The organism is Rhizobium sp. X9, from assembly GCF_018873185.1.
GTDB classification, from domain to species: Bacteria; Pseudomonadota; Alphaproteobacteria; order Rhizobiales; family Rhizobiaceae; genus Agrobacterium; species Agrobacterium oryzihabitans.
Genome location: NZ_CP071311.1, coordinates 1,227,823 through 1,245,628, shown reverse-complemented (window position 1 = coordinate 1,245,628; position 17,806 = coordinate 1,227,823). Strand labels below are relative to the sequence as shown.

General features: G+C 58.3%; 17 protein-coding genes and 1 tRNA gene. 12 read left to right on the top strand and 6 right to left on the bottom strand.

Annotated elements, in window-relative coordinates:
• Positions 1-100: 100 nt before the first annotated feature.
• Positions 101-730, bottom strand: a complete 630-nt coding sequence (locus tag JZY08_RS06080) for a MarC family protein (RefSeq protein ID WP_035217254.1) — start codon at positions 728-730, stop codon at positions 101-103.
• A gap of 217 nt (positions 731-947) precedes the next feature.
• On the opposite strand from JZY08_RS06080, the gene gyrA reads away from it, so the two are divergent.
• A complete protein-coding gene (gyrA, locus tag JZY08_RS06075) occupies positions 948-3,740 on the top strand; it encodes a DNA gyrase subunit A (protein ID WP_216331320.1) in 2,793 nt (930 codons plus the stop codon).
• 94 nt (positions 3,741-3,834) lie between these two features.
• On the opposite strand, the gene JZY08_RS06070 is transcribed toward gyrA, so the two are convergent.
• The 3 genes from JZY08_RS06070 to JZY08_RS06060 all read right to left on the bottom strand — a co-directional run bounded on the left by JZY08_RS06070 (position 3,835) and on the right by JZY08_RS06060 (position 6,531).
• The gene (locus JZY08_RS06070) at positions 3,835-4,095 is read right to left on the bottom strand and encodes a hypothetical protein (RefSeq protein WP_003496006.1); all 261 of its coding nucleotides are present in this window, start codon (positions 4,093-4,095) and stop codon (positions 3,835-3,837) included.
• A gap of 83 nt (positions 4,096-4,178) precedes the next feature.
• Positions 4,179-5,672: a D-alanyl-D-alanine carboxypeptidase gene (locus JZY08_RS06065; protein WP_216331319.1), complete on the bottom strand. Its 1,494-nt coding sequence runs from the start codon at positions 5,670-5,672 to the stop codon at positions 4,179-4,181.
• Positions 5,673-5,811: 139 nt separating this feature from the next.
• The gene (locus JZY08_RS06060; protein ID WP_216331318.1) at positions 5,812-6,531 is read right to left on the bottom strand and encodes a hypothetical protein; all 720 of its coding nucleotides are present in this window, start codon (positions 6,529-6,531) and stop codon (positions 5,812-5,814) included.
• Positions 6,532-6,669: 138 nt separating this feature from the next.
• Here JZY08_RS06060 and JZY08_RS06055 point away from each other — a divergent pair, with 138 nt between their 5' ends.
• The 4 genes from JZY08_RS06055 to JZY08_RS06040 all read left to right on the top strand — a co-directional run bounded on the left by JZY08_RS06055 (position 6,670) and on the right by JZY08_RS06040 (position 7,941).
• The gene (locus JZY08_RS06055; RefSeq protein WP_082184251.1) at positions 6,670-6,933 is read left to right on the top strand and encodes a hypothetical protein; all 264 of its coding nucleotides are present in this window, start codon (positions 6,670-6,672) and stop codon (positions 6,931-6,933) included.
• Between the two features lie 15 nt (positions 6,934-6,948).
• Positions 6,949-7,176 carry a hypothetical protein gene (locus tag JZY08_RS06050; protein WP_035242504.1) on the top strand — a complete coding sequence of 76 codons (228 nt, stop codon included), beginning with the start codon at positions 6,949-6,951 and terminating at the stop codon, positions 7,174-7,176.
• A 433-nt stretch (positions 7,177-7,609) separates the two neighbouring features.
• Positions 7,610-7,762 carry a hypothetical protein gene (locus JZY08_RS06045; protein ID WP_003496017.1) on the top strand — a complete coding sequence of 51 codons (153 nt, stop codon included), beginning with the start codon at positions 7,610-7,612 and terminating at the stop codon, positions 7,760-7,762.
• Positions 7,763-7,851: 89 nt separating this feature from the next.
• Positions 7,852-7,941, top strand: a tRNA-Ser gene (locus JZY08_RS06040).
• A gap of 7 nt (positions 7,942-7,948) precedes the next feature.
• Here the strand turns inward: JZY08_RS06040 and JZY08_RS06035 are convergent.
• A complete protein-coding gene (locus JZY08_RS06035) occupies positions 7,949-8,149 on the bottom strand; it encodes a hypothetical protein (RefSeq protein WP_216331317.1) in 201 nt (66 codons plus the stop codon).
• A 113-nt stretch (positions 8,150-8,262) separates the two neighbouring features.
• Between JZY08_RS06035 and JZY08_RS06030 the strand changes: the two genes are divergently transcribed.
• Positions 8,263-10,254: an SUMF1/EgtB/PvdO family nonheme iron enzyme gene (locus JZY08_RS06030; protein ID WP_216331316.1), complete on the top strand. Its 1,992-nt coding sequence runs from the start codon at positions 8,263-8,265 to the stop codon at positions 10,252-10,254.
• 75 nt (positions 10,255-10,329) lie between these two features.
• Here JZY08_RS06030 and JZY08_RS06025 read toward each other — a convergent pair whose 3' ends face one another.
• Positions 10,330-10,668 carry a hypothetical protein gene (locus JZY08_RS06025; RefSeq protein ID WP_003496021.1) on the bottom strand — a complete coding sequence of 113 codons (339 nt, stop codon included), beginning with the start codon at positions 10,666-10,668 and terminating at the stop codon, positions 10,330-10,332.
• 322 nt (positions 10,669-10,990) lie between these two features.
• Between JZY08_RS06025 and JZY08_RS06020 the strand changes: the two genes are divergently transcribed.
• The 6 genes from JZY08_RS06020 (at position 10,991) to JZY08_RS05995 (ending at position 17,806) form a co-directional block, all read left to right on the top strand.
• Positions 10,991-12,079: a septal ring lytic transglycosylase RlpA family protein gene (locus JZY08_RS06020; protein ID WP_082184248.1), complete on the top strand. Its 1,089-nt coding sequence runs from the start codon at positions 10,991-10,993 to the stop codon at positions 12,077-12,079.
• Positions 12,080-12,155: 76 nt separating this feature from the next.
• Positions 12,156-13,322, top strand: a complete 1,167-nt coding sequence (locus JZY08_RS06015) for a D-alanyl-D-alanine carboxypeptidase family protein (protein WP_216331518.1) — start codon at positions 12,156-12,158, stop codon at positions 13,320-13,322.
• Positions 13,323-13,458: 136 nt separating this feature from the next.
• Entirely contained in the window at positions 13,459-14,133 is a 675-nt protein-coding gene (gene tmk, locus JZY08_RS06010) for a dTMP kinase (RefSeq protein WP_216331315.1), read from the top strand.
• Positions 14,126-15,151, top strand: coding sequence for a DNA polymerase III subunit delta' (locus JZY08_RS06005; protein WP_216331314.1), 1,026 nt, complete (start codon positions 14,126-14,128; stop codon positions 15,149-15,151). Before tmk ends, JZY08_RS06005 begins: the two co-directional genes overlap by 8 nt.
• Before the next feature lie 310 nt (positions 15,152-15,461).
• Complete coding sequence (gene metG / locus JZY08_RS06000; protein ID WP_216331313.1) at positions 15,462-17,012, top strand: methionine--tRNA ligase; 1,551 nt, start codon at positions 15,462-15,464, stop codon at positions 17,010-17,012.
• Between the two features lie 11 nt (positions 17,013-17,023).
• On the top strand, positions 17,024-17,806 hold the full coding sequence (locus JZY08_RS05995) for a TatD family hydrolase (RefSeq protein ID WP_216331312.1): 783 nt from the start codon (positions 17,024-17,026) through the stop codon (positions 17,804-17,806).

Below are 17,806 nucleotides of genomic sequence, written 5' to 3'. Positions count from 1 at the left end.
GTCTTTTAGCCGAGGCTGACCCCGAATTTAAAGGACGGATTTTCCGCAGTTCCAACCGGTCGAAGGATTTTCTTGCGCGTGGATCAAGGCAGGCGTCGCTTTAGAAGCCGAAGGCTGATTTTATTCCGTCGACCACGAATTGCACGGAAAGGGCTGCGAGCAGGACGCCAAGCAACCTTGTGAGGATCGCGCGGCCGGTATTGCCGAGAAAGCGGTCCATGCGCTCGGACACGATCAGAACGGCATAGACGAGGGCCATGGCGAAAGCGAGGATGAGAATGAGCACGACCATTTCGAGTGTCGTCTTCATCGTTCCCGCCAAAAGCACCGTGGCGGAAATGGCGCCCGGCCCGGCAATCAGCGGCAAAGCGAGCGGAAAGACCGCCAGATTGTGCAGGTGGTCCTTGGTGATGGCAATCTCGGAGGTCTTTTCCTTGCGCTCCTGGCGTTTCTCGAAAATCATCTCGAAGGAAATCCAGAACAGCAACAGGCCACCGGCGATGCGGAAGGCACCGAGCGAAATGCCGAGCAGGTTGAGAATGGTAAGACCGAACAGGGCGAAGACGGCGAGAATGCCAAAGGCGATCAGCGAGCCGCGCAGCGCCACCTGACTGCGCTGGCCACGCGTCATGCCGGTGGTGAGTGCAAGGAATACGGGCGCGAGACCGGGCGGATCGAGTGTGACCAGAAGTGTGGTAAGCGCGTTGATAAGGATTTCGCTGCTGGCCATTTTTTCCCCGCTTTTTGCCTTTTTGTGCGTGAGCCTACGCAAGTCGCGCCTGCATTGAAAGGGAGCGGCGGCGCTTTTGCCAAGCTAAATGGCGAAAAGCGGTGTATGTCTTGCAAATGACGCAAAAGACTGTTCAAAACTCGCCGGGAAATTGGCTTAACGTGGCTGTTTCCGCTATAAAAATCCATCCGATTCTTAACAGAGAATGTGATCCGTTTTGACTGACCAGAGCCCCCCCGGCGGCGGAAAACTTCCGCCAGGTATTGAACCGATTTCCATCATGGAGGAAATGCAGCGGTCGTATCTCGATTACGCCATGAGCGTCATCGTCTCCCGCGCGCTTCCCGATGTCCGTGATGGTCTGAAGCCGGTTCATCGCCGTATTCTTTACGGCATGTCCGAACTTGGCATCGACTGGAACAAGAAATACGTCAAATGCGCCCGCGTCACCGGTGACGTGATGGGTAAATTCCATCCGCACGGTAATTCGGCGATCTATGATGCGCTGGCGCGTATGGCGCAGGACTGGTCGCTGCGTCTGCCGCTGATCGACGGGCAGGGCAATTTCGGCTCCATCGATGGCGATCCGCCGGCGGCCGAACGTTATACCGAATGCCGCCTCGAAAAGGCCGCGCATTCGCTGCTCGACGATCTCGACAAGGAAACGGTCGATTTCCGCGACAACTATGACGGCACCCTGCAGGAGCCGGTCGTCATTCCGGCCAAGTTCCCGAACCTGCTGGTCAACGGCGCAGGCGGCATCGCCGTCGGCATGGCCACCAATATTCCGCCGCACAATCTCTCCGAGGTCATCGACGGCTGTATCGCGCTGATCGAAAATCCGGCGATCGAGCTGCCCGAACTGATGCAGATTATTCCCGGCCCGGATTTCCCGACCGGTGCGCTGATCATGGGCCGTTCCGGCATCCGCTCGGCTTATGAGACTGGCCGCGGTTCGGTCATCATGCGCGGCCGTGCGACCATCGAGCCGATGCGCGGCGACCGCGAGCAGATCATCATCACCGAAGTTCCCTATCAGGTGAACAAGTCGTCGATGATCGAGAAGATGGCCGAGCTGGTCAAGGAAAAGCGCATCGAGGGTATTTCCGACCTGCGCGACGAATCCGACCGTCAGGGTTACCGCGTTGTCATCGAGCTGAAGCGCGACGCCAATGCCGATGTCATCCTGAACCAGCTTTATCGCTACACGCCGCTGCAGACCTCCTTCGGCTGCAACATGGTGGCGTTGAATGGCGGCAAACCGGAGCAGATGACGCTGCTCGACATGCTGCGCGCTTTCGTGTCCTTCCGCGAGGAAGTCGTCAGCCGCCGCACGAAGTACCTGCTGCGCAAGGCGCGCGACCGCGCGCATGTGTTGGTGGGTCTGGCGATTTCGGTTGCCAATATCGACGAGGTCATCCGCGTCATCCGTCATGCTCCCGATCCGGCTTCTGCCCGTGAAGAGCTGATGACCCGGCGCTGGCCGGCGCAGGAAGTGGAAAGCCTGATCCGTCTGATCGACGATCCGCGTCACCGCATCAACGAAGACGGCACCTATAATCTCTCCGAAGAGCAGGCGCGCGCCATTCTCGAATTGCGCCTTGCCCGTCTCACCGCGCTTGGCCGCGATGAAATCGGCGATGAGTTGAACAAGATCGGCGCGGAAATCAGCGAATATCTTGAAATCCTGTCTTCGCGCCTGCGCATCATGCAGATCGTCACGGAGGAGCTCATCTCCATCCGCAACGAGTTCGGCACGCCGCGCCGGTCCGAGATCGTCGAAGGCGGTCCCGATATGGACGATGAGGACCTCATCGCCCGCGAGGATATGGTCGTTACCGTTTCGCATCTCGGTTACATCAAGCGCGTGCCGCTGACCACTTACCGGGCGCAGCGTCGCGGCGGCAAGGGTCGTTCCGGCATGGCGACGCGCGACGAGGATTTCGTCAACCGTCTCTTTGTTGCCAATACCCATACGCCGGTGCTGTTCTTCTCCTCGCGCGGCATCGTGTATAAGGAAAAGGTCTGGCGCCTGCCGATCGGTACGCCGCAATCCAAGGGCAAGGCGCTCATCAACATGCTGCCGCTGGAGCCAGGCGAGCGCATCACCACCATCATGCCGTTGCCCGAGGACGAGACGACCTGGGAAACGCTTGATGTGATGTTCTCGACGACACGCGGCACGGTTCGCCGCAACAAGCTCGGCGATTTCGTGCAGGTCAACCGCAACGGCAAGATCGCCATGAAGCTTGACGAGGAGGGCGATGAAATCCTCTCCGTCGAAACCTGTACGGATCAGGACGATGTGTTGCTGACAACGGCTCTTGGCCAGTGCATCCGCTTCCCCGTGGACGATGTGCGCGTCTTTGCCGGCCGCAACTCCGTCGGCGTGCGCGGCATCAACATGGCTGACGGCGACCGCATTATCTCCATGACCATTGTCGGCCATGTGGAAGCTGAACCGTGGGAGCGCGCCGCCTATCTCAAGCGCTCGGCAGCCGAGCGTCGTGCCGCAGGCGTTGACGAGGAAGATATTGCACTCGTCGGCGAGGAAGTGACCGAAGAGGGCGAGCTCAGCGAAGAGCGTTATCAGGAGCTGAAGGCACGCGAAGAGTTCGTGCTGACGGTCTCCGTCAAGGGCTTCGGCAAGCGTTCGTCTTCCTACGATTTCCGCACATCGGGTCGTGGCGGCAAGGGCATTCGTGCCACCGACACCTCGAAGACAGCCGAGATCGGCGAACTCGTCGCCGCTTTCCCGGTCGACGAAGGCGACCAGATCATGCTGGTTTCCGATGGCGGCCAGCTCATCCGCGTGCCGGTCAACGGCATCCGTATTGCCAGCCGTGCGACCAAGGGTGTCACGATCTTCTCCACCGCGAAGGATGAGAAGGTGGTTTCCGTGGAGCGCATCAACGAGCCGGAAGGCGACGACGAAGCCGAAAACGGCAATGGCGAAGAGGCGGACGACAATCTGCCGAATACGCCGGAGGCACCGGAGAGCGAGGCGTAAGCCGCCTCGTTTCCTTACGCCCTTCAACAAAAAACCCCGCGAAGCCTGTGCTCCGCGGGGTTTTTCTTTGCGTGTTACCGACTATGTCCGGTTCTTACCGAATTCGCATATGGACAGGCGCCCGTCCCGAACGGCGCGCGACATGAAGGTGGATGCTGGCTTCCGGCTGGTTGGCCCGCCAGGCGCGGGCGCCGTGCGACAGGAGCAGGCTGACGAGATCGCGCGTCTTTGCCTTGGAACGATTGAGACCGAGATCGGCGATACGCATTGCCGCCTCGTGAATGGGATGCAGAACCGACAGACTGCCGTGCCCGTTGCCAGACGCAATGTCCGAATAATTCTCGTTGACTGCCATCTTGGAAAGCCTCGCTACACATTACACAATTCGAGGAGTCAGGCGGTGTTTTGAACAAAAGCCACCGCCTGCGGAAACGTTCGTTACTGGAGCGACGCCCAGCAGCTGACGCCTTTCTTTTTCAATGCATTGCATGCATTTACCGCGGCGTTCTGGCCATCGAAGCCGCCGAAACGGGCGCGGTAGATCTGGGAGCCGTCCTTGCTGAAGGCAACCGTGAAGGGTTTTGCAGAGCGGAGAGCGGCCCCACCTTTTTCCTGTGCGCTCTGCAACAGGCCGCGAGCGGAATTCTCGTCCGGCGATGCACCGATCTGGATCACCCAGCCGCCCTGCGCAACCTCTGCCCTTGCGGAGACCGAAGGAGCAGACGATACGGAAGGTGCTGTCGATGCGGTGACGATATTGTCCACCTTGGTGGAATTGGTAATCAACTTGCGATCGGGTGCGACGGGCGCCTGATTGATGGGATCCTTGCCCTTCTGCCAGGTGGCAGCTTCCATGGCCTTTACGGCCGCATTGGAAGACGAGCCGGCGAAGGCCGTGACAGGTGCTTCCTCGTAACGGGTCTGCGGCACCGGGCCGGAGTTTGGCAGGCCAGCTGCGGTTGCGGCAACTGCCACTGAAGGAACGGCTGCTGCCACTGCGACGGGTTCTTCAACCGGCGCGGACCGTGTCTGTGCGATGAGATTGCTGTTCCCGCCACGCGATGCCTGCGGCAGATAGGTGGCAACAAGCTTGCGCATGGTGGCGTCGCGGGCGGCGCTGGAGCGTCCACCGAGGACGACAGCAACGATGGAGCGGCCGTCAAGCTGCGCCGATGTCGCGAGATTGCTGCCGGCGGCACGGGTGTAACCGGTCTTGATGCCGTCCACGCCTCTTACCGTTCCGACGAGGCGATTGTGGTTGCCGATGACCTGCTTGCCGAAATTGAAGGTGCGGGTGGAGAAATAACCGTAATATTGCGGATAGTGCTGGCGGAGGGCGATGCCGAGACGTGCCTGGTCGCGTGCCGTCGTCATCTGCGCCGTGTTAGGCAGGCCGTTGGCATTACGATACGTCGTCCGGGTCATGCCAAGCGCACGGGCCTTGGCCGTCATCATACGGGCGAAACGGTCTTCCGAACCGCCGAGATATTCGCCAAGCGCTGTCGCCATATCGTTGGCGGAGCGGGTGACGAGCGCCAGAATGGCCTGCTCGACCGTGATCGAGCCGCCGGCGCGAACGCCGAGCTTGGAAGGAGGCTCCTTGGCGGCGTTGGCCGAGACCGGAACCTTGGAATCGAGCGAGATACGTCCGGTATTCAGCGCTTCGAAGGTCAGATAAAGCGTCATCATCTTTGTGAGCGATGCGGGATAACGCAGACCGTCCGGATCCTCGCCATACAGAACCTTGCCGGTCTTGGCGTCGATGACGATGCCCGCATATTTCGGATCCGCCTGCGCGGTTCCCACGGATGTTGCGGTTATGAACGCCGCAGCAAGGGTCAACGCAACAAACCTTACAAAAGACGCCGCGCCTACATTGCGCGAAAGTGCCCCGGATAGACTTTTCAACACTGCTGAACTCTTCAATCGCATATTTCTGTTCCGCTCGGACACGCCCCGCCCGAATGCTCCGGGAAGAAACTTTATCGGGATGGCGTTACCAAGTGGTTTATGAAAGGTATCCGGTTTCCATAAAATGCGACTTTTCGCCCGCAATCTGTTCCGTGCCGTGTCACGGATTTCTGTCTTTTACGAGGCGCTGCTCGACATAAGCTTTTATATCCGCATCCAGCTTTGCCCATTGCGGCAGCAGGCTGGTTGAAAAACGATAGAACAGGCTGAGGTCCTGACCGGCGTGGATATCCCTCTGGCAATCGCTGCCCGTCGCTTCCTGCTGTGTCTGCGGCAGGAGGCAGCGGACCACATAGTCGTTTTCGCCTTCACGCCTCCCGGTCAATATGACTTCCTTGCCGTAACCGGAATCGGCGCGCAGACGGTGCAACATCAAGCCATGTTTCAACGGGACCGGCTCTCCTTCCGTCAGCCGGGAATAAATCGGCCCGAAACGACCCGACATGTCCTCGGACATGGTGCTTTGCGACAGCTGGATGAAAATCAGCCCCGCCGTCTTTGACGGGTCATCAAAGGCAGCCCGATTGGCGTCTTCATATCCCTCAAGCTCCGGCCAGGTCAGATAAAGATCAACCCGCTCGCGCTCTCCGTCCTGACGTTCGGAGGGCACCCGCAGCGTGTTTTTCGCAAGCTTCAGCCGATCGTTGCCGATTGTGATCTGCACCTCATCGGTTGCCGTCGTGTGGCCCGCCTGGAGAATTCGGTTGCCATACCATTTGATGCCGAAATTGAGGGCAGCGACGAAAACGAGAATGATGACGGCGATCACCACGACACGCCGCACCAGGGATGATGAAAGCAGGGGGCTTCCGTTATGCATGAGCTTCAAGATTCGTTCTTGCCATCGGCCGCATTTTCCCGAGTGGAAATAGATGGGCAAAGCTCTAACCTGCGGCGATCGCCATTGAAATGATGTTTTGCCGCTGCTACCTGATGGGATGCAAGCAAAGGACGGCATATGGCAGCGCGTGACAGATATTCCCGGAAGCTCGAATGTTCCAAATGTGGCCATCAGGGTTTTGCCGAGGTGTCGGAATCCGATGAAAAGGGCCGCCCCAACGTCGATTTTCGCGTCGATGAAATGCCGCGCGGCTTCCGCACCGAGCGCGCCTCGGGCGACCCCACGGATTTCATGATCCGCTGCGGCCAATGCGGCAACATATTCCGTTTCCTGCAGAAAACCGCCTATGCGCCGGGAGGCGAACCGCGCGTGAAGGCCTGAACGGAAGGTGCTGGCATGACCATACCGCAACAACCGAACGGGGCGCCGCAGAGGCGCAAGCCGATCTGGCCGTGGATTGTGCTTTTGGTGCTGACGCTTTGCGCCATCTATTCCTATAACCGCGCCAACGAAATCATCGCTGAACTCTCCGACACATTACCGCCGGCGGTGCTCAATCTTTTCGAGGATATTTTAAAGGGTGGCGGACGGCACGGCGACGGCGGACCGAGTATCGGCGTCTGACTCATCGGGCCGGCGAAGAGGTGCGGTTTGTACCACCCAGCCTTTCACCGATGGTCCTATTTTTCAGATGTAACAAAGAAAAAAGCCCCGCAAACGGGCGGGGCAGGTTGATCGCTCGGGGAAAGTTGGGCAATGCCCGGGAGCGATGTGCTTATATAAGCGACAATATTGCTGACGCGATAGGCCACTTCCGTCCCAAACAGTACGCCGACGCATAAATTTTGCTCAATGGGTGAGATTTTGAGAGATCGTTCATCGACAACGACTGAGCGGCGGGCTTCAGATCTGTGCGCTCCTGCCTGACTGCTTCAGTGGTTTGGCCATTGCAAAACGGGAAAAGCGATCCGACAATCCCGCGGCAGGTTGCCCGATTCTTGATGTTGCCTCGAATTGCACATATTCGACCCTAACATAACCGGACATGAGCAGACGCATGGATAAATCCGGAATTCTCTTCGTGGCACTGTTGCTGGTGCTTGTTGCAATCGTTCTCAGCCTGACGCTGTTCGATTCGGGCCAGCAAATCCCCGCGATTCCTTCAGGCGAGGGCTCTTTATTGCCGCCGGCAACGACGCCTGGGCAATGATTTACAGCCTGGCAACAGGAGGAGGACGCGGGCTTGCGCCAGCGGGATTGACGGCCATTTTCAAACCGCTATAAAGCCTCACCACCGATGGATGGGTGTCCGAGTGGTTTAAGGAACCGGTCTTGAAAACCGGCGTGCGTGAGAGCGTACCGTGGGTTCGAATCCCACCCCATCTGCCATTTTACATCATATTTTTCCTATTAAGCCTTTGTACTCAAACGGTTCCGGATTATCTGTCCCAACGGTTTCCGTGACGTTTTGTACTATCGATGCGGCGAATGTAAGCGCATTGACGCATTTCACCGCATCAGAAGGCGCCAGCCACTCGTTCGGGTGGTCGATGTTGATGACAGTGGAAAAATCAATAACGATCCGATCCTGCTCCACGATTTTCCAACGAAATGGAAGGCAATTCTTGGGCGTTGACTAGCGTAACCCTTTTGGGTTACTCGTTCACCCAGATTTTTATTATTTTATTTTGATATATATTCGAGAGATTAATGCATATATTTGCATATTCGGCTTTTATTGCTTTGTTTTATCTGACCTTCAACGGTAGTGAATCGAGCGCAAAAGCATCTCAGATGGTGGTGATACGCGATGGTGGCGACGGGTCATCGTGTGGCCGCGTTAGCGGCGACTTCGCGATGGCGAAATCAGAAACCACAAATACTGAATATGCCGAATTTCTGAATGCGGTGGCCGCCCTGGATGACCCCTATCGGCTGTTTTCACCGATGATGGAGACACATTTTTGGGGTGGGGTATTAAGAGAAGGCGAGCGCGGAGGCTTTAGGTATGCACCAAAACCCGGATATGCTGACCTTCCAGTGACATTCGTGAGCTGGTACTCCACTGTCAGATATGCGAATTGGATGCACTACGGAGAGCCGCTGAAACCTGCTGGTTTAGGCGTGACGGAAGGTGACGATTCCAACGGCGCATATGATACCGCGAAATGGGTAAGAAATAAGGGCGCACAATACTGGTTGCCAAATTGTGCAGAGTGGCGTCAGGCCGCGTTCTTCGATCCTGCCGAAAACAAGCTGCGCCGCTATGTCACCGGAAATGAATTGCCGCCCGCCGGTGTTGGGCCATCATCCGCAAATTACTTCAATGGCCATTGGGCTGCGCCGTTCCCGCACCTGATATCGGCACGGGAGGCCGATACGGCACGTTCTGCCAGCGGAACGGTGGGACAAGCAGGCAATGCCCTGGAATGGGTAGAGGATCCGATCGGAGGCCAACGCATAGCGCTGGGAGGATCGTTGCTGCTACCTGCCGCGGCTGTCAGGTCGGAATACGTGGATACAGAATATCCGGATGTGACCATCTCCAGCATCGGCTTTCGGGTGGCCTCGCGAATTAGCCCGCTGGTGCCAGAATTCGTAAAATCCCCTGACGCCCCGTTTAAACAATACGAGTTTGTCCGTGTCGGCGACACAGGAAATCCGGATGATCCGAGAACGGGCCGCGGGCGCGTCGAGTATGATTTTGACATAGGAAAGTACGAGCTATCCAATCAGGAATATGCGGAATTCCTGAACGCGGTTGCGAGCGAAGGCGACACTTTTGGCCTCTTCAAGGCCGATATGCAGACCGGAGTTGTTGGTGGCTTGGAGAAAATATCCGAAGATGGCAAAGCCAGATATCGATCAAAGCCAGGTTGGGAGACAAGGCCTGTAACCTATGTCTCGTGGTTTGATCTTGCCCGTATGGCAAACTGGCTGCATTACGGTCGCCCTGCGACCGGCAGACAGGAGCTGGGTACCACTGAAGGAGACGAAAAGACCGGTGCATATGACACCCGCGTCTTTCCCGCCCCAATGGCATCATTTGATAGCTCGCGCTTGCCGACCCGAAACCTCGGCGCCAAATTTTTTATTCCAAGCGACGATGAGTGGTACAAGGCGGCTTACTACAACGCTGAGCTTCGCCGATATTTCAAGTATCCAACAAAATCAGACATCCCCCCGAATCCGGCGTCGGAGCGAATGCTGACGGGGGCGAACTATACTTTACGTGAACAGTTAGGCGAGGGTACGCCTTACTTCGTAAGCAGGGTTGATGCATTTGCAGCATCGGAAAGTTACTACGGCACTCGCCAACAGGGCGGTAATGTTTGGGAGTGGGTTGAAGACTGGCGCAGCAAAGGTGAGGGCGGATGCTGGCGGTGCGATGAGTGGACCAAGGGTATGAGAGGTGGCTCATTCAACTATACGGAAATCGGACTTTCTGCCGAAAACCTTGACCCAGGAGCACCGGAACTCGGCCTTTTCGTTTATGGAGCAAGGTTAGCCCGCATTGAAGAAGGGTGGGAACCCGTATCATCGTCATCTGTTTCGACGATCATCAATACCTTGAGCGAGAAAACGGCACAGCTAAAATCGCGTCCGGTTTATCTTGCTTTGACGAGCTTCTTCGCAGGCGTTGTTTCACTCGGTACAGCATGGCTCGTGATCGCTCATTACAGGCGCAGAAGCATCAATTGATCTCGGAAATGGCCTCGCATCATCATCAGGGAAGAAGAAACCCGCCTTTCGGCGGGCTCCAAACTTCATATGTCGTCAGATTTCCGGACAACCACGTTCATTCGCGAAGGTGATCCGGTCCGGCCCTCGACGGGTGAAGCCCTGGACCACGACCCGGCCGGGAGTGACGCGTACAACTTCCGGGTCGCGCAGGCCGGCCTCACGGGCGGCGGCGCGGGCTTCGCGTTCGCTGCAGCCGCGCATGCGGGGCGGGCCGCGGCGGTCCACGTCCCTGTCACGATCTCGGATGACCGGGCGGACGCCATCGGGGCCGATTCTCAACTCCATGTCCTGCGCGCCTGCCGGGATAGGGGCGGTAATGGACACCAGGGCAATACCGAGCGCCAGACCCGTAGCTTTTAATGACTTGATCATGTTTCCTCCCTCAGCCGAAAACCGGCGGAAGCTTGGTTGTTTGCGGGGAGGAAACGCGGTGACAATCCGTTTGTTCCGTAGGGGGACTGAAGCAGCAGAGGGCTTCTATGAGGGGTAAAGCGCGTATTCAACGCCCTCCAAAAGACATAAATCATTAACCACGTTCGTTACAATTTTATCGATTTTGCAGAAGTCGTTCGCATTTTCGCCACGTTATGCACAAGATTAAGCGACTGTTAGGTGCTTCGATGGCAGGGGCAAAGCAATCGAAGCGGAAGAGGGTACGGTTCTCCGAGCCTGTAAGCAGCGTGGGGCAGACGATTTGAATTCTACGGTCAAGAAACTCGGCATCAGCACCAGATCGGGTGCGAAGTGGCTTGCAATTTCCGTGCTTTGCGCCGCGACAGCGTCGTGTTCAACCACCTCCGATACCAAGCCGAAGCCAAAGCGCAGCAAGGAATATTTTTCCGAATCCGAATATGGCGTCAAAGCCAGCCCGCGTGTGGCAGACGGAAAAAGCATCCCCAAAGGCGGCGGGCGCGAGCTTGTCGGCAATGCCTATACGGTCAAGGGCCGCCGTTATTTTCCGAAAGAAGAGCCGGGTTACAACAAGACCGGACTTGCGTCCTGGTACGGTTCCGCCTTCCACGGTCGCCTGACGGCGAATGGCGAGGTCTACGACAAGGAACATCTTTCCGCCGCACATCCGACATTTCCCCTGCCGAGCTATGCGCGCATCACCAATATGGAGAACGGCGCTTCGGTTCTGGTGCGCGTCAACGATCGCGGCCCCTTCCATGAGGGCCGCCTGATCGACGTTTCCAGCAAGACGGCTGACCTTCTTGATATGAAGGCGACCGGAACGGCGAATGTGCGGGTGCAATATGCCGGCCGCGCGCCGCTTGATGGGCACGACATGCCTTATCTGATGGCGTCCTATATTCCGAAGGGCTCACGTTCGCCGGGTGTTGCGCCGGAAGGGCAGATTGCGACCGGCGTCATGGTGGCTTCGGCTTCCCCGAATTTCGTGCCGGCTCCGACGTCCAACCCCAATTACGGCGGTTCCACGCAGACGGCGCTGGTGGGTTCCAAGAGGAATGCGGCGCTCCAGGCCATGCCGCTGGTCAATGGTCCCGCGCCGGCCTTCGAACAATTTGCAATCCTGCCGGAAATCGGTCCGTTCCTGGCCGAGCGCCCGGAAGGCAATTTCATGCGTGAGCCGGCAGCACCCGGCGGCAATTATCTGCGCGTGCCGACGCCATCCTCCAAATATGCAGCCGCTTATTCCGAGGAATCTGCTACAGTTTCCAGGACCTCACGTGCGTTCGAGAGCGTACTCGTCGATCGTGGAGCGCTGAATGAGGATTCCATACTCGCCCATGTGAAGCGTCAGCAGGCGAAAACACGCTGACGGTATGAAGAGTTTATGGCTGACTTGCGTTTTCGTCGCGAGCGGCGGGTTGCGGCAGGGAAAGCTGGGCGGTTTCATGCGCAAGGCCATTCATCGTTCTTTTCTCCCGGTCGCGGCAGCGGCGGCGTTTGCGTTTTTCGGTGGTAATTCGGCGCAATCGCAAACTGCACCTTTCATCGCCAAGGCCGAACAGGCCTATATGATCGATGCCGAGACCGGCACGGTGCTTCTTTCCCAGAACGAAAATCAGTCCTTTCCGCCCGCTTCACTTGCCAAGCTGATGACGGTGGAGGTGGTTCTGGATGCGCTGTCGAAAGGGCAGGTGACGCCCGAGACGCCTTATCCGGTATCGGAATATGCCTGGCGCACGGGTGGCGCGCCCTCGCGAACCTCGACCATGTTCGCAGCGCTGAAATCCTCCGTCAGCATCAATGATCTCCTGACCGGGATTATCGTGCAGAACGCCAATGACGGCTGCATCATCATCGCCGAGGGCATGGCGGGTTCCGACCCGGCATTTGCCAAGCGCATGACGGTGCGGGCGGGCGAGCTTGGCATGAACCGCAGCACCTTTGCCAATTCAACGGGCCTTCCCGATCCGGGCAACCAGACGAGCGCCAGGGATATGGTCCGTCTCGCCCAGCATCTGCACGATACCTATCCGGATCGCTACGGGCTTTTCATAAAGCCGGATTTCGAATGGAACCGCATTTTCCAGCGCAACAAGAACTCGCTATTGGGCAACGGCATAGACGGTCTTGGCCTCGGCTTTGCGGAAGGCAGCGGCTTTGCGGCCGTCGTTTCGGCGGAACGTGAGGGGCGCCGGGTCTATCTGGCGCTGGCGGGAATCGTCGATGACAAGACGCGACAGGAAGAGGCTCGCCGGGTGGTGGACTGGGGGCTGACGGCCTTCGAAAAACGCCATCTTTTTGCGAGGGATGAAGCCGTTGGCTCCGTCAGCGTCTATGGCGGCGATGTCTCCCATATCGATCTTTCGCCGAAGGAGGATGTCAGCGTGCTGGTGCCGGTCAATAATCCGGAGCGTATTTCGGGGCGGATCGTCTATCGCTGGCCGCTCAATGCACCACTCGACGTTGGCGCGAATGTCGCAACGCTCAAGGTTTTTTCCGGCGAACGGCTGTTGCGGGAAGTGCCGCTTTATACCAAGGCAGCCGTCGGCAAGGGCACGCTGACCCAGAATGCGGCAGGTGCGCTCAAGGAATTGCTGCTGTTCTGGCTTTGAGGCCTGTTCCGTAATCGACAGCTTTCCTATGCTTTTGTTCAGCCACCGGATTTTCTGAAAAGCGCTTCACACTTTTCGCTTCGATGCTGTAAACAGGCATTTCAATATTTCTGAGAATTCCTCACAGGACGTGACATTGGCCGAAAAGACCGGATTGTTCATCAGCTTCGAAGGCGGCGAGGGCGCCGGCAAGTCGACGCAGATTCGCACGCTTGCCGAGGCGCTTCGCGGCCTTGGTTTCGAGGTGGTCGTGACGCGCGAACCGGGCGGTTCGCCGGGGGCGGAGGCCGTTCGCCACGTTCTGCTTTCCGGTGCGGCGGAATCCTTCGGCGTGCGCATGGAGGCGATCCTGTTTGCGGCGGCGCGCAATGATCATGTCGAGGAGGTCATTCGCCCCGCACTGGAGAAGGGCGCGATCGTGCTCTGCGACCGGTTTCTTGATTCCTCCCGTGTCTATCAGGGCACCACCGGCAATCTGGAACCGGACTTCATCGAGACGCTGCAACGGGTCGCGATCGACGGCGTCGTGCCGGAACTGACGCTGATCTTCGACATCGCCGCCGAAAAGGGCCTTGCCCGCGCCAGAAAGCGTGCGGATGAGGGCGCTGCGCCAGACCGGTTCGAAAAAGAGGAAATTGAGACCCACGAGAAGCGGCGGGAAGCCTATCTGGATATCGCGCTTGCAGAGCCGCGTCGCTGTCGGATCGTCAATGCCGACCAGCCGGAAGAAAAGGTCGCCGGAGACGTCATGTCGTTCGTGGAGCCTATGCTTGAGCGGCTTGGGACTGCGGCGAGTGCCAGGCATGAGTGAGGTTCAGGGCGTTCTCGACGGCGCAATCGCGCCACAGCAGAACACGAAGCTCTTCGGCCATGGCGAGGCGGAGGCGTTTCTGGCGCAGTCCTATCGCTCCGGCAAGGGCCACCATGCCATTCTGATCGAGGGGCCGGAAGGCATCGGCAAGGCGACGCTCGCCTTCCGTTTTGCCAATCACGTGCTCACCCATCCCGATCCGGCCTCCGCACCGGATTTCCTGGCCGATCCCGATCCGGAATCGCTCGTCAGCCGACAGATCACCGCCGGCGCATCGCATAATCTCCTGCATCTGACCCGCCCGGTGGATGAAAAGACCGGCCGGGTGAAATCCGCCATCACGGTGGATGAGGTGCGGCGGGCAGGGCATTTCTTCGCGCAGACATCGGGCACCGGCAACTGGCGGATCGTCATCATCGATCCGGCTGACGATCTCAATCGCAATGCCGCAAACGCCATCCTGAAGATATTGGAGGAACCGCCCAAACGGGCGATGTTCCTCGTCCTGTCGCATGCGCCGGGCAAATTGCTGCCGACCATACGCTCGCGCTGCATGCCGCTCCGGCTGCTGCCGCTTTCGGATGGAGATATGGTGCAGTCCCTCGAGCATCTGGGCATCAATGCCACCGGCGAAAAACGCGATGCCCTGCTTGCCGGCTCCAAGGGCAGCGTCGCGCAGGCGCTCAAGCTGATGAATTACGGCGGCTCCGATATCGTCGAGGCCTTCGCCGCGGTCATGACGGCGGATGGGCCGGGGGTGCGCAAGCAGATGCACAAGCTCGCCGAAGTTCTGGCGCAGAAGGATGGCGATATCGTTCTCGGCTTCTTCATGGAGCACGTGACGGAAGAGTTGATGGATCGGGCGCGGTCGGCGGCGATGGCGGGCGATATCGCTGCGGCGGAAAGACATGCGCGGCTTTCCTCGACGCTTTCGGAACGTATTACCGTGGCTCAGGCCTATAATCTCGACAAGAAGCAGATGGTGCTTTCCATTCTGGAAGATATTCGCGGCGTTTGAAGACAGGAAATCGTCCGAAACGTACGATTTTACCGATATGGAAACGTCTCCTCCGTCATGCCGGACTTGATCCGGCATCCAGCCGGGGCGCGTCTGCGCGGTGGAGAATGAGTCTTTCGCGATCAAGGACTTGATCGCTGCTGGACCCCGGATCAAGTCCGGGGTGACGGTAGTGCGAATGCCAAGCGCTCGCCAACTCCACTTTGTCTGCGAGCCATCGTACAAAACGTACGCTTTGCCTTTCGCTGCTGCGAACAATGGTTTAAGAGCGGTTTATCCAAAAAACAGCCTGTAAAGTCGATAGACCGTCATGACAGACAAGACACCCTTCTACATCACCACCGCGATCTCCTATCCTAACGGCAAGCCGCATATCGGCCATGCCTATGAGCTGATCGCGACGGACGCCATGGCACGCTTTCAGCGCCTGGACGGAATGGATGTGTTCTTCCTGACCGGCACCGACGAACACGGCCAGAAGATGCAGCAGACGGCGCGGGCAGAAGGCATTTCGCCCGAAGAACTGGCGCAGCGCAACTCCGACCAGTTTCGCGAAATGGGCAAACTGCTCAACGCCTCGAACGACGATTTCATCCGTACCACCGAAGAGCGTCATCACGAGACCTCGCGCAATATCTGGAACCTGATGGCCGATAGCGGCGACATCTACAAGGACAGCTATGCCGGCTGGTATTCCGTGCGCGACGAAGCCTATTACGGCGAGGACGAGACGGAAGTGCGCGCCGACGGCGTTCGGTACGGGCCGCAGGGCACACCGGTCGAATGGGTCGAGGAGGAAAGCTATTTTTTCAAGCTCTCCGAATATCAGGACAAGCTGCTGAAGCTCTACGAGGAAAACCCTGAATTCATCGGTCCGGCCGAGCGTCGCAATGAGATCATCTCGTTCGTGAAGTCTGGCCTCAAGGACCTCTCGATTTCCCGCACCACCTTCGATTGGGGCATCAAGGTTCCGAACGATCCGAAGCATGTCATGTATGTCTGGGTCGATGCGCTGACCAACTACATTACCGCCACCGGTTACATCGAAGACAAGAACGGTCCGCGCGCGAAATATTGGCCCGCCGACGTGCATATCATCGGCAAGGACATCATCCGCTTCCACGCGGTCTACTGGCCTGCCTTCCTGATGAGCGCAAAGCTGCCGCTGCCCAAGCGGGTGTATGCGCACGGCTTCCTGCTCAACAAGGGCGAGAAGATGTCGAAGTCGCTCGGCAATGTCGTCGATCCAGTCAATCTGGTCAGCCATTTCGGTCTCGATCAGGTCCGCTACTTCTTCCTGCGCGAAGTCTCCTTCGGCCAGGATGGCAGCTACAGCGAAGAGGGCATCGCCACCCGCATCAATGCCGATCTTGCCAATGGCATCGGCAATCTGGCGAGCCGTTCGCTGTCGATGATCGTCAAGAATTGCGACGGCCAGATCCCGACGCCCGGCGCGTTGACGGATGAAGACAAGGCGATGCTCGCCTCCGCCGACGGGCTGCTTGAGATTTGCCGCGAGGAGATGGGCAAGCAGCTCATCCATCGCGCGCTTGCGGCCATCATTGCCGTCGTCTCGGAAACCGACCGCTATTTCGCGTCGCAGGAGCCGTGGGCGCTGAAGAAGACCGATCCGGAGCGTATGGGCACCGTGCTTTACGTTACGGCGGAAGTGGTGCGCCAGATCGGCATTCTCCTGCAGCCCTTCATGCCGGAGTCCTGCGAGAAGCTGCTTGATCTCGTTGCGGCCCCTGCCGATAAACGTGATTTTGCAGCACTCGGCGAAGCGGGCCGTCTGGTTCCGGGCACGCCGCTTGAGGCACCCAAGCCCGTCTTCCCGCGTTACGTCGCACCGGAAGCGTGAAGGCGACACCCATGCTGATCGATACGCATTGCCATCTGGATTTTCCCGATTTCGAGGCTGAGCGCGACGATATCATCGCCCGCGCCCACGCGTCGGGCGTCAGCCAGATGGTGACGATCTCGACACGGGTGCGCCGCCTGCCGGAGCTTTTGAAGATCGCGGAAAAATATCCATCGGTCTTCTGCTCGGTCGGCACACATCCCAACAGCGCGGCCGAGGAGCTGGATATTTCGGCCGACGACCTCGTGCGGCTTGCCGAGAGCCACGACAAGATCGTGGCGATCGGCGAGGCGGGGCTGGATTATTTCTACGATACGCAGAAGCCGGAAGACCAGAAGACCGGCCTCCTTCGCCACATCGAGGCGGCAAGAAGGACGAAGCTTCCGCTTGTCATCCACAGCCGTAGTGCCGATGAGGACATGGCTGCGATTTTGCGCGCGGAGAGTGAGAAGGGGGCGTTTCCCTTCATCCTGCACTGCTTTTCCGCCGGTCCTGATCTCGCGAAAACGGGCGTTGAACTTGGCGGTTACGTGTCCTTTTCCGGCATTCTGACCTTCCCGAAATCGCAGGATATCCGCGACATCGCCGCTACAGTGCCGCTGGACAGGCTGCTCGTTGAAACGGATGCGCCCTATCTTGCGCCGAAGCGCTGGCGCGGCAAACGCAATGAGCCCTCCTATGTGGTCAACACGGCTGAGGTTCTGGCTGAGGTGCATGGCATTTCCTTCGAGCGCATGGCTGAAATCACCACAGAGAATGCCTTCCGCTGCTTTTCGAAAATGACAAGGGTGTAG